The sequence below is a fragment of the Streptomyces sp. NBC_01410 genome (assembly GCF_045040195.1).
In the GTDB taxonomy this organism is placed as follows: Bacteria; Actinomycetota; Actinomycetes; order Streptomycetales; family Streptomycetaceae; genus Streptomyces.
Genome location: NZ_CP109530.1, coordinates 5,503,524 through 5,518,018, shown reverse-complemented (window position 1 = coordinate 5,518,018; position 14,495 = coordinate 5,503,524). Strand labels below are relative to the sequence as shown.

At 70.0% G+C, this 14,495-nt stretch carries 14 protein-coding genes; 3 read left to right on the top strand and 11 right to left on the bottom strand.

The annotated features are described in order from the left end of the window. Positions 1–81 precede the first annotated feature (81 nt). From OG741_RS25545 to OG741_RS25530, 4 genes are all read right to left on the bottom strand, one after another. On the bottom strand, positions 82–1,431 hold the full coding sequence (locus tag OG741_RS25545) for an AI-2E family transporter (RefSeq protein ID WP_405601598.1): 1,350 nt from the start codon (positions 1,429–1,431) through the stop codon (positions 82–84). Positions 1,432–1,548: 117 nt separating this feature from the next. Then, on the bottom strand, positions 1,549–2,241 hold the full coding sequence (locus OG741_RS25540) for a transglycosylase SLT domain-containing protein (protein WP_405601597.1): 693 nt from the start codon (positions 2,239–2,241) through the stop codon (positions 1,549–1,551). A 406-nt stretch (positions 2,242–2,647) separates the two neighbouring features. Further along, on the bottom strand, positions 2,648–3,970 hold the full coding sequence (locus OG741_RS25535) for a PhoH family protein (protein ID WP_405601595.1): 1,323 nt from the start codon (positions 3,968–3,970) through the stop codon (positions 2,648–2,650). A gap of 296 nt (positions 3,971–4,266) precedes the next feature. Continuing rightward, entirely contained in the window at positions 4,267–5,028 is a 762-nt protein-coding gene (locus tag OG741_RS25530) for an isoprenyl transferase (protein ID WP_266487006.1), read from the bottom strand. A gap of 208 nt (positions 5,029–5,236) precedes the next feature. Here OG741_RS25530 and mgrA point away from each other — a divergent pair, with 208 nt between their 5' ends. After that, a complete protein-coding gene (gene mgrA / locus OG741_RS25525; protein WP_405601592.1) occupies positions 5,237–6,274 on the top strand; it encodes an L-glyceraldehyde 3-phosphate reductase in 1,038 nt (345 codons plus the stop codon). Between the two features lie 472 nt (positions 6,275–6,746). Further along, positions 6,747–7,901: a winged helix DNA-binding domain-containing protein gene (locus OG741_RS25520; protein WP_405601590.1), complete on the top strand. Its 1,155-nt coding sequence runs from the start codon at positions 6,747–6,749 to the stop codon at positions 7,899–7,901. 27 nt (positions 7,902–7,928) lie between these two features. Here the strand turns inward: OG741_RS25520 and OG741_RS25515 are convergent, their stop codons facing one another. Then, entirely contained in the window at positions 7,929–8,324 is a 396-nt protein-coding gene (locus OG741_RS25515; RefSeq protein WP_405601588.1) for a cupin domain-containing protein, read from the bottom strand. Between the two features lie 58 nt (positions 8,325–8,382). Further along, positions 8,383–9,171, bottom strand: coding sequence for a prepilin peptidase (locus OG741_RS25510; RefSeq protein ID WP_405601587.1), 789 nt, complete (start codon positions 9,169–9,171; stop codon positions 8,383–8,385). A 105-nt stretch (positions 9,172–9,276) separates the two neighbouring features. Between OG741_RS25510 and OG741_RS25505 the strand changes: the two genes are divergently transcribed. Then, positions 9,277–9,636 carry a DUF192 domain-containing protein gene (locus tag OG741_RS25505; RefSeq protein ID WP_405601584.1) on the top strand — a complete coding sequence of 120 codons (360 nt, stop codon included), beginning with the start codon at positions 9,277–9,279 and terminating at the stop codon, positions 9,634–9,636. On the opposite strand, the gene OG741_RS25500 is transcribed toward OG741_RS25505, so the two are convergent. The 5 genes from OG741_RS25500 to OG741_RS25480 all read right to left on the bottom strand — a co-directional run bounded on the left by OG741_RS25500 (position 9,629) and on the right by OG741_RS25480 (position 14,365). Continuing rightward, the gene (locus OG741_RS25500) at positions 9,629–10,381 is read right to left on the bottom strand and encodes a hypothetical protein (protein ID WP_405601582.1); all 753 of its coding nucleotides are present in this window, start codon (positions 10,379–10,381) and stop codon (positions 9,629–9,631) included. The two genes, OG741_RS25505 and OG741_RS25500, sit on opposite strands and share 8 nt — an antisense overlap. Positions 10,382–10,475: 94 nt before the next feature. Next, positions 10,476–11,501, bottom strand: coding sequence for a phosphotransferase family protein (locus OG741_RS25495; protein ID WP_405601581.1), 1,026 nt, complete (start codon positions 11,499–11,501; stop codon positions 10,476–10,478). After that, a complete protein-coding gene (locus tag OG741_RS25490) occupies positions 11,498–12,121 on the bottom strand; it encodes a hypothetical protein (protein WP_405601579.1) in 624 nt (207 codons plus the stop codon). The genes OG741_RS25495 and OG741_RS25490 overlap by 4 nt, the downstream gene beginning before the upstream one ends. Before the next feature lie 24 nt (positions 12,122–12,145). Next, positions 12,146–12,670: a hypothetical protein gene (locus OG741_RS25485; protein WP_405601576.1), complete on the bottom strand. Its 525-nt coding sequence runs from the start codon at positions 12,668–12,670 to the stop codon at positions 12,146–12,148. Between the two features lie 87 nt (positions 12,671–12,757). After that, the gene (locus OG741_RS25480) at positions 12,758–14,365 is read right to left on the bottom strand and encodes a polymorphic toxin-type HINT domain-containing protein (protein ID WP_405601574.1); all 1,608 of its coding nucleotides are present in this window, start codon (positions 14,363–14,365) and stop codon (positions 12,758–12,760) included. Positions 14,366–14,495 lie beyond the last annotated feature (130 nt).

Genomic DNA, 14,495 nt, shown 5'->3' with positions numbered 1-14,495 from the left:
CGGCCCCGGCTCACGATGATGCTCTCGACCCGGGGCCGCCAGGAGTTGCGCCCTGTCCGCCGCGGCGGTCGAGCACGACCGCTACGCCTCCTGCGCCCCCGGAGGGACCGGCACCGGAGTGGGCGCGGCCTCGATCGCCGTCCCGTCGTACAGCGGCTGCGCGGCCCGCAGCGCCTGCTCCTTGCTGTACGCGCGCAGATAGCCGACGACCGTGTTGGTCACCGCCACCAGCGGCACCGCCACCACCGCGCCGCCGATGCCCGCGGTCAGGCCGCCCGCCGCGACCGCGAGGACGACGGCGAGAGGATGGACCCGCACCGCGCGGCCCAGGATGAACGGCTGTAGCACATGGCCTTCGATCTGCTGCACGGCCAGCACGACGATCAGCACCATCAGCGCGGTGAACACGCCCTGGGTGACGAGCGCGACGACGACCGCCAGCGCGCCCGAGACGACCGCGCCGACGAGCGGGATGAAGGCGAACAGGAAGATGAACACGGCCAGCGGGACGGCCATCGGGACATCGAGGAAGTAGATGCCGAGGCCGATGAAGATCGCGTCGATCAACGCCACCAGCACCGTGCCGCGCACATAGGCGGTCAGTGTGCGCCAGGCCCGCGGACCGGCTCCGGCGACACCCTCGCGGGCCTGTGCCGGGACCAGCTTGAGCACCCACTGCCAGATGCGCTTGCCGTCGTACAGCAGGAAGAGCGTGGAGAACATCGCCAGCAGCATTCCGGTGAGGAGCTCCACCATCACCGTCACGCCCTGAAGACCGGCCGAGGTGATCTCCTCGGTGTTGGTCCCGATGGTGTCGCTGAGGTTCTTGGCTATGTCGTTGATCTGCTGCTCGGTGACATGGAAGGGGCTGTCGAGCAGCCAGCGCTTGAGCTCCTCGATACCGTCCCTCACCCGGTCGGAGAGATCGTCGAGGTTGTCCATGACCTGCCAGACCACGAACCAGCCGACCAGGCCCATGACGACGAAGCCTGCGATCGCGGTGACGGCGGTGGCAAGTCCCCGCGGCAGGCCCAGTCTCTTCAGCCGGGCCACGGTGGGCTGGAGCAGCGCGGTGACGAGCAGCGCGGCGACGAAGGCGAGGACGACCAGTTGCACGGCGCTGATGACGCGGATCAACACCCAGAGCGTGCCTGCCAGTACGAGCAGCCGCCAGCCGGCTTCCGCGGCAACGCGGATGCCCCAGGGGATGGCCGCGACGGGATCGGGCCTCGCGGCTATGGCGGGGGCGTACGAGGGGGGTGGCGGGACGCTTCCCGCAGCCGACGGCATGGCGTCGGGCACGACAACGTCAGGCACGACGACATCGGGCACGTCGTCCTTGGCCGCCTCGGTGCGCCGCTCCTCCAGGTGCTCGCCGATCCGGGTCAGAGAGGCGCCCATACCGGCAAGCCATCCTGGCAGTCTTGACATGATCTTCCCTCTTCCCCCCACCACTCCCCCCGGAGCTTTTCGAACCCGACGCTACACGCACGAAGCCCCCCACCGTATGACGGCGAGGGGCTCCGCGAAGTTGAGCGGCGGCCGGATCTAGTACCAGTTGTTGGCCTGCCAGAACGACCACGCGCCACAGGGGCTGCCGTAGCGCTCGTTCATGTAGTTCAGGCCCCACTTGATCTGCGTGGCCGGGTTGGTCTGCCAGTCGGCGCCGGCCGAGGACATCTTCGAGCCGGGCAGTGCCTGGACGAGACCGTAGGCGCCGGAAGAAGGGTTCTGCGCCTGGTAGTTCCAGGTGGACTCGTGGTCCACGATGTTGCTGAAGCACTGGAACTGGTCACCGGGGACCATCTGCCGTGCGATTGCCTGGACCTCGGCGACGGAGTAGGAGCTCTTCGCGGAGAAGCTCGACGCGTCGCGCACGGAGTCGCGGCTGGCGCGCGCGGCCTTCTCCTCGGCCTCGCGCTCCGCCTGCTCCTCGGCGGCTTCCTTCTTCGCCTTGGCGGTCTTGGCGGCCTGGATGCGGGCGGCTTCCTCGGCAGACTTCTTCGCGGCCGCGTCGGCGGCAGCGGCCTGTGCGTCAGCCTGCTGCGTCAGGGACGAGACCTGAATCTGGGCCTGCTGACCCACGGGTATGTCTGCGAGGAGAGTCGCGTCGGCTGCCGTTGCCTCGAGGTTGTCGCCCGAGGGCTGGGCATTGCCCGACGCAACGCCCACGACGGCGCCGACGGTGGTGACCGCAGTGGCAGATGCCACGGCGAATCCCCGGACCGAGATCCGGCTCACACGGTGTCCTTCCAGCAACGCCCGCATAGGTGACCTCGCGGGCGCAATCGTGCCCCTGGCGCTGGCCTCCCCTTGCTTGGGTCACGGGAGGCGCGGGCCCGGTGGGCAACTCCCTTCCGGGAGAAGCCGCATCATGCTCGCGGGCGGCATACGACGGCAGATCTTGAGTTGTGTGGTGCGGTGCACCTGGTGGTGCTGGTGTGCCGTATGCGGGGCCTGACGGAAGCAAGACTCTGCCGGAAGCCGACACCGCAAGGCAATTCTTCGTTGCGTGTGAAAGGTCACATGCCGTTTGGTCCAGGGGTTTTACGGAAACCGGCGGACAGCACGACGCCGCCCGGCTACGCTCTTGCGCTTTGCCGGGCGGCGCCAACTGCCGTACTGCCCCAACCTGTTGCAATCCGTACTAGATCTGTCCGTCCTCCAGCATTTCGGTCACAAGCGCGGCAATCTGGGAGCGCTCGGAGCGGGTGAGAGTGACATGCGCGAAGAGCGGATGACCCTTCAACTTCTCGACGACGGCGACCACTCCGTCATATCGGCCTACGCGCAGATTGTCCCGTTGTGCCACGTCATGCGTGAGAACAACCCGGGAATTGGCCCCGATACGGGACAGAACAGTCAGCAGGACGTTCCGTTCCAGGGACTGGGCCTCGTCGACGATGACGAACGCGTCGTGCAGCGAGCGGCCCCGGATGTGGGTGAGCGGCAGGACCTCGAGCATGCCGCGCCCCAGCACCTCCTCGATGACCTCTCGGCCCGCCACGGACGAGAGCGTGTCGAAGACGGCCTGCGCCCAGGGGCTCATCTTCTCGGCCTCGGTGCCCGGCAGATAGCCGAGCTCCTGCCCGCCCACGGCGTACAACGGCCGGAAGACCATCACCTTCTGATGCTGTCTGCGCTCCAGGACCGCCTCGAGACCGGCACACAGGGCCAGCGCCGACTTTCCGGTGCCGGCCCGGCCGCCCAGCGAGACGATGCCGACGTCCGGGTCGAGGAGCAGATCGAGTGCGATGCGCTGCTCGGCGCTGCGGCCGTGGATGCCGAAGGCCTCCCGGTCGCCGCGCACCAGCCGCACATTGCCCTCGGCCGAGACCCGGCCCAGCGCCTTGCCCCGCTCGGACTGCAGGACGAGACCCGTGTGGACGGGCAGTTCGGCCGCCTCGGGGACGTACAGCGTCTCCTCTCCGTACAGCAGGTCCACCTGATCGGCGGAGAGCGGCAGTTCCGACATACCGGTCCAGCCGGAGTCGGTGATGGCGAGCTCGGCGCGGTACTCCTCGGCGAGCAGGCCGACGGACGAGGCCTTGATGCGCAGGGGCAGATCCTTGGAGACGACCGTGACGTCGTACCCCTCGGCCTGGAGGTTGCGTGCCACCGCCAGGATCCGTGAGTCGTTGTCCCCCAATCGGAAGCCGGCCGGAAGGACGCCGGGATCGGAGTGGTTGAGCTCGACACGGAGCGTGCCTCCGAGGTCGCCCATGGGGATGGGGGCGTCGAGGCGTCCGTACCGGATCCGGTAGTCGTCCAGCAGGCGCAGCGCCTGGCGGGCGAAGTAACCGAGTTCCGGATGGTGCCTCTTGGCCTCCAGCTCTGTGATGACCACGATCGGGAGCACCACTTCATGCTCGTCGAAGCGGGTCAGAGCATTCGGGTCGGCCAGCAGGACGCTGGTGTCGAGAACATAGGTGCGCCTGTCGGGCATGCGGCGCTTTGTGCTGGTCACCACGGAAGGACGTACCCCCTCGGATCAGGTCGGGGTGCGACTGCGATGGCGTCGCGGGGGGATGGGGCCGGGCTCGGGCGCCGATGCGCGGGCCGAGCACCGGCCCTCCCCGTCGTCCGTACAGGAACTGCACGGTCGTCCTGGTGCAAAGGGCCTCCCGGGTGAGCGGACTCCATGCCACTCACTCTGGAAGGGATATTCCCTCGAACATGCGCAGCCATGCCATGGCATATGACGGCGCAAGGATGAACAGGGGGTAACAGCACTCACCCGGGTGTACGTGAGCCGCGGGAATCCCGTCAGGAGCCGTAGCGGCGGTGACGCGCCGCGTAGTCGCGCAGCGCGCGCAGGAAGTCGACCTTGCGGAAGGCCGGCCAGAAGACTTCGCAGAAGTAGTACTCGGAATGGGCGCTCTGCCAGAGCATGAATCCGGACAGACGCTGCTCGCCGCTGGTACGGATGACCAGGTCGGGGTCGGGCTGGCCGCGGGTGTAGAGGTGCTCGGAGATGTGCTCGACGTCGACGATCTCGGCGAGTTCCTCGAAGCTCGTGCCCTTGCTGGCGTGCTCCAGCAGGAGGGAGCGGACGGCGTCCGCGATCTCCTGGCGGCCTCCGTAGCCGACGGCGACGTTCACGAGTATGCCGTCGATGCCTACGGTCGCCTGCTCGGCTTCCTTCAGTACGGACTGGGTGCGGGCGGGCAGCAGGTCGAGCGTGCCCACGTGGTGGACACGCCAGCGGCCGTCGGCAGCCAGGCCGCGGACCGTGTCCTCGATGATGCCGAGCAGCGGGATCAGCTCGTCCTCGGGCCGGTCGAAGTTGTCCGTGGACAGCATCCACAGCGTGACGACCTCGACATCGGTCTCGTGGCACCAGCCGAGGAACTCGGAGATCTTGTCGGCCCCGGCCTTGTGGCCCTGCGCGGCGGTACCGCCGGACGCCTTGGCCCAGCGACGGTTGCCGTCGAGGATGACGCCGATGTGCTTGGGCACCTGGGCGTGGTCGAGGCGGCCTTCCACCCGGCGTGCGTAGAGCCCGTACACCAGGTCGCGCAAGTTCACTGAGTTCACCTCTCGGTTCTGTCGGGCGCACCGGCCCTTTGTCGGGTCCGGGGGCTCCGCGGCGCCGGCCGCTGATGTCTCAGTCCCCGGGAGATGCAGCACAGTCCCTGACCCCCGTGTGCGGCAGTCCCCGAAGCCGCCACAGTACTGCGCACGGGCCACGGCGGCCCAACCCGGTCTGTCACAAGTCCGTGATAAGGAGGGATGCGTGACTGATTCCCCTTTCTACCGAGCCGCCGCGGACCGCTACGAGTCGATGGAGTACCGGCGCAGTGGCCGCTCCGGGCTCAAGCTCCCCGCGATCTCCCTCGGTCTTTGGCACAACTTCGGCGACGACCGTTCCCTGGACTCGCAGCGTGCGATTCTGCGCCGCGCCTTCGACCTGGGTGTGACGCATTTCGACCTGGCGAACAACTACGGACCGCCGCCCGGTTCGGCCGAGCTGAACTTCGGCAAGATCTTCGCACAGGATTTCTCTGCATATCGCGATGAACTAGTCATTTCGACCAAAGCGGGCTATCTGATGCACCCCGGACCCTACGGCGAGTGGGGTTCGCGGAAGTATCTGCTGTCCTCCCTCGACGCCTCCCTGAAGCGAATGGGTCTGGACTACGTCGACATCTTCTACTCCCACCGCTTCGACCCGGACACTCCGCTCGAGGAGACGATGGGCGCGCTGGCCTCCGCCGTGCAGCAGGGCAAGGCGCTGTACGCGGGCGTGTCCTCGTACAACGCCGAGCAGACCGCCGAGGCGGCCGGCCTGCTGAAGGAGATGGGCGTCCCGGCCCTCATCCACCAGCCCTCGTACTCCATGATCAACCGCTGGATCGAGGACGACGGCCTGCTCGACACGCTGGAGAACGCGGGCATGGGCTGCATCTCCTTCGCGCCGCTCGCACAGGGTCTGCTCACCGGCAAGTACCTGGGGGGCATCCCGGAGGGCTCGCGGGCCACGCAGGGCAAGTCCCTGGACCCGAACCTGCTCTCCGACGACGTCACCCGGCGGCTGCGCGGCCTGAACGACATCGCCGCCTCGCGCGGTCAGTCGCTCGCCCAGCTGGCGCTGTCCTGGGTGCTGCGGGACCCGCGGATGACGTCGGCGCTGATCGGCGCCTCCAGCGTGCGGCAGCTGGAGGAGAACGTCGCGGCGCTGGCCGGACAGCCGCTGAGCGCCGAGGAGTTGAAGGAGATCGACACCTTCGCCGTGGACACCGCGGGCACCAACATCTGGGCCGGACGGAGCTGAGGGAGCGCCGGGAAGGCGGAGGGGAACATAAAACGGGCCGGTCCGTGGGGGGGATACGGACCGGCCCGAGGGGGGGTTTCCACCATAACCCTTCGTAAGCGGTGCCGAGTGCCACGCCATGCCGTAATCACGCTCCGGATATACGGGCACGGTGGGGGATCCCAGGCCCGGGCCCGGAAGCGGCGGCCTGCGGGCCCGGCGCCCGCCCCGGAGCCGTACCCCCCAAGAGGGACCCGGCCACGGGCGCGCCGTTGACGCCGCAGGTCCACGCCCCGTCAGACGGCCCGCTCCTTGGCTTTGTTGGCGCGTCGCCCCGCTCTCCCAGAGGCGTCCCGTCGTCCAGCGCCCACAGGATGAGCGCTTTCCGCTCTCCGCCGACGACGTCCACGGCGGCATCGAGCCCGGAGCCGCGGTCGCATCGGTGGGGCAAGGCCGACAGAAACTGACCTAGATGGCTCCTAGGGTCGTCCGCATGACGACACACAGAGTGACGTGGACCGAGGCCTGTGCCCGTCGCCTGGAGCGACAGGGACTGGCCGCACCTGCCCCAAGCTCGCCGGCGGGGATCGCCGCCGCCATGCTCGGGGCGCACGCCCAGGTGCTGTCCGCCGCCGAGCTGTCGCTCGCGCTGCGGCTGGACGGCGGCGCCACCCGGGCCGATGTGCGCGAGGCGCTGTGGGGCGAGGGCAGCCTGGTGAAGACGTACGGGTCCCGCGGCACCGTTCATCTGCTGGCCGCGGCCGATCTTCCGCTGTGGACCGGGGCGCTGTCCGCGATCCCGGCCGGTCCGAGCCCGATGCCCGCGGATGTACGGATGACTCCCGAGCAGACCGAGCAGGTCGTCGCGGCCATCGGGGACGCACTCGCCGGCGCCGAGCTGACGATCGACGAACTGACCGAGGCGATCGTCGCGCGCACCGGCTCCTGGGCCGGCGACCGGGTGATGGACGCCTTCCAGGACAAGTGGCCGCGCTGGCGTCAGGTCATGCACAAGGCCGGGCACCGAGGGGTGCTCCGCTTCGCGCCCAACCGCGGCCGCAAGGCCACCTACACCAGCCCCGGCGTCACGCCCATGGACGGGCCTGCCGCCTCGGCCGCCCTCGTGGACCGCTATCTGCGCGCCTACGGACCCGCGACACCGGCGCACTTCGCGAAGTGGCTGGCCGCGCCGAAGGCCTGGGCCGACGGCCTGTTCACCTCCCTCGCGGACAAGGGACGGATCGAGGAGGTCGTGTTCGGGGGCAGCCCGGCGTGGGTGGCCTCGGGCGGCACCGGGTTCCCCGACGAGCGTCCCCGGGGCGTGCGGCTGCTGCCGTACTTCGACGCGTACACCATCGCCTCGCAGCCGCGCGAGCTCCTCTTCCCCGGCATCGCGTACGAGCGGGCACTGGCCGGCGGGCAGGCCGGGAACTTCCCGGTGGTGCTCGTCGACGGGACCGTCGCCGGCGTCTGGCACCAGCGCCGGTCCGGGCGACGGATCGCCGTGACGGTGGAACCGGTCGGGAACGCGCTGAAGACCGCCGCGCGCCGCCGGGAGCTGGAGCAGCAGACCGAGCGGGTCGGCGAAATCCTTCAGGGGCGGGCCGAGTTGACGGTGGGCAGGGTCACCGTCGGCCCTCACGCCTGAGGCGCCGGGCCGGGCTCGGCGGCGCCGTCACGACAGGGCGTGTCCGGTGGTGCTGTCGACATGCCCGGGGATCTCGCCCTCGTGCCGGTCGCCCGTCGTGCTCGTACCGGAGGGCTCGAACATCAGGATCGAGCCGCCGGGCGACGAGGGCTTGTGCTCGGTGCCCTTCGGGACGACGAAGGTGTCGCCCTTGCGGAGCTCGACGGTGGACTCGGTGCCGTCGGCGGCACGCAGGGCGACGTCGAAGCGCCCGTCGAGTACGAGGAAGAACTCGTCGGTGTCCTCATGGACGTGCCAGACGTGCTCTCCGGCGGTATGGGCGATCCGTACGTCGTAGTCGTTCATCCGGGCCACGATGCGAGGGCTGTAGACCTCGTCGAAGGAGGCCAGGGCTTCGGTGAGATTGACCGGCTTGCAGTCCATACGGTCGATACTGCGCGGCGAAGGCCCCGTTGTCTTGCACATATACGCCGGGCCGGTTCTACGGCATCGCCGCCAGGGCTCCGAGCAGTACTCCTGCCAGCGCGCCCACGATCATGAACGGCCCGAACGGGATCGCGGTCTTGCGGCTCGCGCGGCGCAGGGCCATCAGCCCGAGCCCGTACAGCGAACCCAGCAGAAAGCCCGCGAAGGCTCCGGCGAAGAGGACCGCCCAGCCGTACCAGCCGAGAACGACGCCGAGCGAGAGGGCGAGCTTGACGTCGCCGAAGCCCATGCCGTTCGGGTGGATCAGGAAGAGCACGAAGTAGGCGGCACCGAGGACGAGCCCGCCGAGCAGCGACGTGGGCCAGGATCCGCCGTCGCCGGGGAGCAGTGCGGCGAGCCCGAGGAGGGCCGCGGCCGCGGCGGCGAGCGGGAGGGTCAGCTGGTCGGGCAGGCGGTGGACGGCGCGGTCGACGAGGGCCAGCAGCACGGCACAGGGCGTGAGCAGCAGCCAGACGGCCAGCTCGGGGCGGGGCCCGGTGGCGGCGGCGAGGGCCGCGCACACCAAAGCGGTGATGAGCGGGACGAGCGGCTGGGGGTGGCGGGCGGGCGCGCCTTCGGCTTCCGCTGTGCCGGGTGCCGTACGAGCCGGAACGGCCGTGGCGCAGGCCACGCATCGCGCCCCGCCGATCCATCCCCGCGCCGGCCCGGTGAACGGGTGGCCCTCGGCGCAGGCGTCGCGCCACGCCTCCTCCGGCTCGACGGAGAGCCGGTACACGGCGCGCGGCAGGAGCAGCCCGGCGCCCGCGCCCCACAGGGCGGCGACGGCGATCAGCGTGGCGTACACGGCAGCGAGCATAGGCCGGGATCCGCAGCCGGTCATGGGCCCTGGGACCCCACTCCCGCCGATCCGGGGCCCACAGGGATGTGCCGGGCGCTACGGTCTACGACCATGAGTGGACGGCGTCAATGGACGGGCGGCACAGGGACGTTGACCGTGGCCGGGCACAACAGCGGTGTTCCGGTGGAGATCGCGGCGACGTACGGGACGCGGCGGCGCGGGCTGCTGGGGCGGGACGGGATCGCGGGCGCGATCCTGCTGACACCGTGCAACAGCGTGCACACCTTCCGGATGCGCTTCACGATCGATGTGGCCTACCTGGACAAGGAGTTGAGGGTCGTCGAGGTCCACACCATGAAGCCGGGACGGCTCGGCCTGCCGCGCCTTCGGGCACGGCATGTGCTGGAGGCGGAGGCCGGGGCGATGGCGGGATGGGGCCTGGTCCCGGGTGGGCTGGTGACGGTCAACTGAGCTTCGCCACCTGGGCGGTGAGCAGGATTTGCGGGATCTGTGGGGTCGCCGGGCCCTCCAGGTTCGCGGTGTAGTACGTCGCGAGCGTGCCGCCGCACCGTACGACCTGGAAGACCAGGGGCACCGGATCGCCCTCGAAATCACCGGTGACCTGATAGGCGAACGCGTCGTCGCCGACCTCGGCGACGGGCAGCGCCTTCACGCTCCTGTACGTCGAAGGACTCTCGCCGCCGCTCGCCGTGAAGCCGCCCTTGCAGGCCTCGACGGCGGTACGCAACCGGCTGAGCACGGTCGCTGCGCCCTGCGCCCCGTGGGCGCTGAGGAACTCGGAGACCGCGGGGCGGTCGTCCTTGGCGCCGGTGAGCTGACGATAGGCCGAGGCATGGGCGAGGGGTTCCGGCTTGCCGTTGATGACGGCGGTGAGCGGGGCGCACTCGGGCTTGTCGGCACTCTCACCCTGGGACGGCGGGGCGCCCAGGGGGCCGACGTTGAAGCCGGGAGCGTCCGCCTTGGCGAGGATGGCCTGCTCCAACTCGGCCTGGGTGAAATCCTTTTGGGAAGTGGCAGTGGCCGAGGCTGCGGGGGTTTCCGTAGTCGGGTCCTGGGTGGCGGGCGTCGCGGCGGCGGTCTCCTGCTTCGGCTGCTGCGGCTTTCCGGCGGTGTCGTCCTCGCCGCCGCAGCCGGCCGTGAGCCCCACGGCAAGGGCAATCGCCGCTGCCGCAACTGCCGTGCGCCGCTGCGTCATCCGTGCCCACCTCGTCCGTTGTCGGGGTCCGGTCGCCGCACGCTAACAGCGGTGTAAGCGCCCCCGCATGGGCCCACGGACCCAAAGGCCCCTGCTAGATCCTGCGGCTCGGCGCGCCTCGGAGTCCGGGCCAGCGGTCGAGCATGGCGCGCCGCATGTCCGCGCCGAGCCGCCCGAGGCCGCCCAGTGCTTCTGTGCCGCCGCCCATCCCGGCCACCACCCCCAGCCGGTGCACCAGCCGCTCCCGCGCGCTCACCGTCCCCCACTCCCAGTCCTCGTCCATGACCCGGGCCAACTGGTCGACGGTCCCGCGCTCCGCGCGCTGGACCAGCGCGTCGCCCCGGATCAGCCACCCGGCACAGGCGTCGGCGAGCTCACCCTCGACATCCGTACCGGTCGCCTCCCGCCAGGTCGTGCGGTAGGCCGCCTCGGCCTGCGCGAGCAGCGGTTCGGGGGCGGAGGTCACGCACCAGCAGGTAGGGAAGCCGATCCGCAGATAGGCCAGTTCCATCAGCGCACTGCCGAGGCAGGCCTGCTCGAAGTCGATGAAGCGAACGCCGTCCTCGGTGTGCAGGTCGTTGCCCGGGCACGGGTCGCCGTGCAGCAAGGCGGGCGGTCCGTCCCATTCGGCGAGCCTGCCCAGGAGTCGGCCCAGCGCGTCCTCGACACCGTCCGGGATGGGGACCCCGAGCGCGTCGGCGAATCCCAGAAACGACACGATGTCCTTCGCGTCAGGCCCGGCCCACGGCGGCAGCTCCGCGCCGCCCCCGCCCACGCCCGCCGCATGCAGCCGGGCGAGCGCTGTCGCGTACTGGACCTCCCAGCCCGCGTGCGGGGGCCTGTGCTCCACGTACTCCAGCACCAGTACGCGCTCGTCGGCGTCCACACCCAACAGCCGTGGCACAACGGGCGGTTGCACCGGTGCGGCGAGCCGCAGCGCGGCTACCTCGCGCGCGTAGCGCTCATCGGCCCCCGCGCCCGCCACAAGCTGCTTGACGACGACGGTGCCCGCGTCGATCTCGACGCGCCACACAGCGGACCGCGGGCTGCTCTCCAGGAGCCGGGCGCGTCGCGGCACCCCCAGTTCGTCCCGCAGCCGTGCGCCGAGAGGCACGCTCATGTCTGCTCCCCCGTCTCCGCGTCCGTTTCCGGGTCCGTTGCCGCGTCCGCCTCGCTGCCCGCCGAGCCGTCCGGGACGGCGGCCGTGAAGGCATCGGTCACCGGGAGCTCGATGCGCTCCTCGCGCAGGACCTCCGGCAGCACGGTCACCCGGGCTTCCGGCAGATCCGGCACCGGCGCCTCGACGGCGTCGACGACGTACGGGTCCTCGTGCTCCTCCGGTTCGTACAGCCTGGCCCGCGTCACCAGCCCGCCGGCGGTCACCGCCCAGTACGCGCTCGGCGGGAACGCCTCGGCCGGGTACAGCACCGTCGTCCCCGCCCGCGCCGCGAACCGGCGCGCCAGCTCCGCCTCGTCGAGGATCCCGCCCATCCCCTCGGCGACGTACACATCGAGCAGGAGGCCGAGCCCTCCGGCGGGCAGCCGGGTGTAGGCGCACAGCACGGGGGCGTCCCAGTTCCGCGCCTCCGGGTCCGCGTCCGCGTCGGCCACATCGACCTCGGCGGGTGCGACGCCCACGGCTCCGGCGAGCGCGGCGACGAGCACGTCGGGCTCCAGCAGGCCCACGGTGAACAGGTCACCCCCCACGGGCGCGTCACGTCGCGGATCTTCTTCGGTCATACGGGCGTCTCGGCCCGGAACGCATCAATCACCACGGCCGCTTCCTCCGAGGGACACGTCCACGGTCTCGACGCCGGCCTCCTCGCCCGCGTACAGCTCCCGCCAGCGCTGCTCGTCGGCCACATTGCCGATCCTGATGCCGAACGTCCAGGTCGGGTCGAAGAAGAGCGTGTGGCGTCCCTCGAAGTCGAGGGCGAGACACTTGAGGTGGTCCGCGACCTGATACGCCCGCAGCCGCACGCAGCGCAGAGTGTCTCTGCCGTCGCCGAAGAGCTGTTCGCCGTACGAGGCGACGACGACCTCGTCCTCGGCCTCCGCGAGCAACTCGACGTCGTCCCAGCCGGCCTGAGGCACGCGCTCGACGGCCAGGTGGTCGTACTGTCCTGCCGATCGGAACCTCAGCAGTCCGCTGTCCAGCCTCAGCCAGACGACCAGGGGCTGCGGCCGGAACTCGGGGACGTCCCCCTCCCGGTCGATCCAGCCGGGGACGAGGACGTCATACACATGGTGGTCCCTGAGCGCCTCGTCGACCGTGCCCCAGCCACCCATTGCCCACACGCCTTTCGTTCCGCCGAAGCCCGCTCGCAACAGGCCGCCGAGGTCCCGACCGCCCAGGTCCGACCGCCAAGGACCGCCTCAACCCGCCTTCGGCGGCACCTTCTTGGTGATCTGGATCGCCGTGTCGAGCCCGGTTCCGCTCTCGAGCGCCGTCCAGAAGTCGCCGTTCTCCCGGAGGACGATGGTCACACCCTTGCCACGGTAGATCATTCCCTCGGGCTCGCCCTTCTTCAACGTGCCCTTTCCGACCAGTTCGAAGGTGCCGTCCTTGATGGCCTTCTGGATGTCCTGGCGGAACCGCGGACCGTCCTCCTTCAGCTTCTTGTACGTGGTGCCCAGGGCGTCCTCGATGAGCTTCTTGTGGCGCTGGAAGTGGCTCCTGAACTTGCTCGGATCGCCTTCGCCCACCGTGGGGTTCCTGGCGGCGGCGACCTCGTCCGCCGACAGGCAGTCGCCGTCGTTGTTGTGCACGAGGGCGCTCTCGGCGCCGATGCCGACGTAGTAGGTGTGGATACCGTCGACCGTCAGGTCATGGGTGGTCTGCCGCTGGGTGTAGCGGGAGACCGCGGCGACCTTCAGAGTCCGGCCGGACGGCATCCTCAGCCCGTCGCCCGGCACGATCTCTCCGGCGTCCGCCCAGCGGCCCCGGCCGGTCAGCCAGAAGGGGTGGGTGTCCGTCGCGGTCAGCACGGCGGGACCGCCGCTCGACGTCACCTTGAGGCGGGTGAAGTCCTTGTCGTCGTACGTCGTGATGGTGTCGGTCACCCGGCGTACGGTGGTCAGCCCGCTGACCGGGTCGGTGACGGTGACCTTCGTGCCGACGGACACGGTCTCGATCGGGATCCGCCGGCCGTCGGCAAGAAGGACGGGAGTGCCGGCCGGGAAACTGTGGACGGGACACGAGGGCGGCTTGTCCTTGTCCTTCGGTTTGTCCTTCTTCTCCGCGTCGAGCTTCCTCTTGGCGTCGGCGAGTTTCTTCTCCGCCTCGCTCACCCGCTTGCGGTTCTTGATGAGCCCCGTGAGCCCGTCGTACAGATCCCCACCGTGCTTCTTGAGCTTCCTGACGAGCTCGACGGCCTTCTTCCACTTCCAGGGCGCCCCGTACTTCGCCGCAAGCTTCCCGACGGCGCCGCCGATCAGGCTGAGCAGCACATTGACGAGCGTCTCGGTGCAGGCGCCCATGTCGCCCTTGGTGATGCAGTCGAGCGCATCGGTGATCCCGAGCTCATCGGCAAGAATCTTCGCGAGCTCCTTGGCGGCCTCGATGGCCTTGTCCTGATCGGACTTCTCGGCGGCCTGGGCGTCCTGGAGCTCTTTGAGAGCCTTTTCGTAGTCGATCTGGGACTGGGGCTTCCGGCCGGCGCCGGGGTCGTCGTCGGAGCCGTCGGTTCCGTCCTCGGCCGCGGGCTGGTCGTCGGCGGCCTGCGGGTCTCCCCCGCCATTGCCGCCACAACTGCCGCCGACCGCCTGGCAGATCTTGTTCCCGATGGCCTTGCCCGCCTCGGGCACACCACCGGTCGCCACCAGCGCGCCAATGATGGCGATCACCACCACGACCAGACCGATGTACTCCACCGCGGTCTGCCCCGACTGCGACTTCCGCAGCCCGAGTGCCCTGGCATCGGTGCGTGGCAACAGCGCACGCATCCGCCGGCGAAGCTGGCGCACTACCCCCATACGCGACATGCACACGACGCTAGGGCGCGGTGCATCCGCAGTCGTGGGCCCCAGGACCCAAAGTCGGGCTCACCTCGGCCGAACACATGAAGTAGGCCCCGCTGCAAGGTGATTGCGGCGGAGCCCACTGAGCTTCGTG

Excerpts from the sequence above, each read along its gene's own strand:
- OG741_RS25545 (WP_405601598.1), bottom strand. The coding sequence starts at position 1,431 with ATGTCAAGACTGCCAGGATGGCTTGCCGGTATGGGCGCCTCTCTGACC.
- OG741_RS25520 (WP_405601590.1), top strand. The coding sequence starts at position 6,747 with ATGACGACACACAGAGTGACGTGGACCGAGGCCTGTGCCCGTCGCCTG.
- OG741_RS25515 (WP_405601588.1), bottom strand. The coding sequence starts at position 8,324 with ATGGACTGCAAGCCGGTCAATCTCACCGAAGCCCTGGCCTCCTTCGAC.
- OG741_RS25505 (WP_405601584.1), top strand. The coding sequence starts at position 9,277 with ATGAGTGGACGGCGTCAATGGACGGGCGGCACAGGGACGTTGACCGTG.
- OG741_RS25500 (WP_405601582.1), bottom strand. The coding sequence starts at position 10,381 with ATGACGCAGCGGCGCACGGCAGTTGCGGCAGCGGCGATTGCCCTTGCC.
- OG741_RS25495 (WP_405601581.1), bottom strand. The coding sequence starts at position 11,501 with ATGAGCGTGCCTCTCGGCGCACGGCTGCGGGACGAACTGGGGGTGCCG.
- OG741_RS25490 (WP_405601579.1), bottom strand. The coding sequence starts at position 12,121 with ATGACCGAAGAAGATCCGCGACGTGACGCGCCCGTGGGGGGTGACCTG.
- OG741_RS25485 (WP_405601576.1), bottom strand. The coding sequence starts at position 12,670 with ATGGGTGGCTGGGGCACGGTCGACGAGGCGCTCAGGGACCACCATGTG.
- OG741_RS25480 (WP_405601574.1), bottom strand. The coding sequence starts at position 14,365 with ATGTCGCGTATGGGGGTAGTGCGCCAGCTTCGCCGGCGGATGCGTGCG.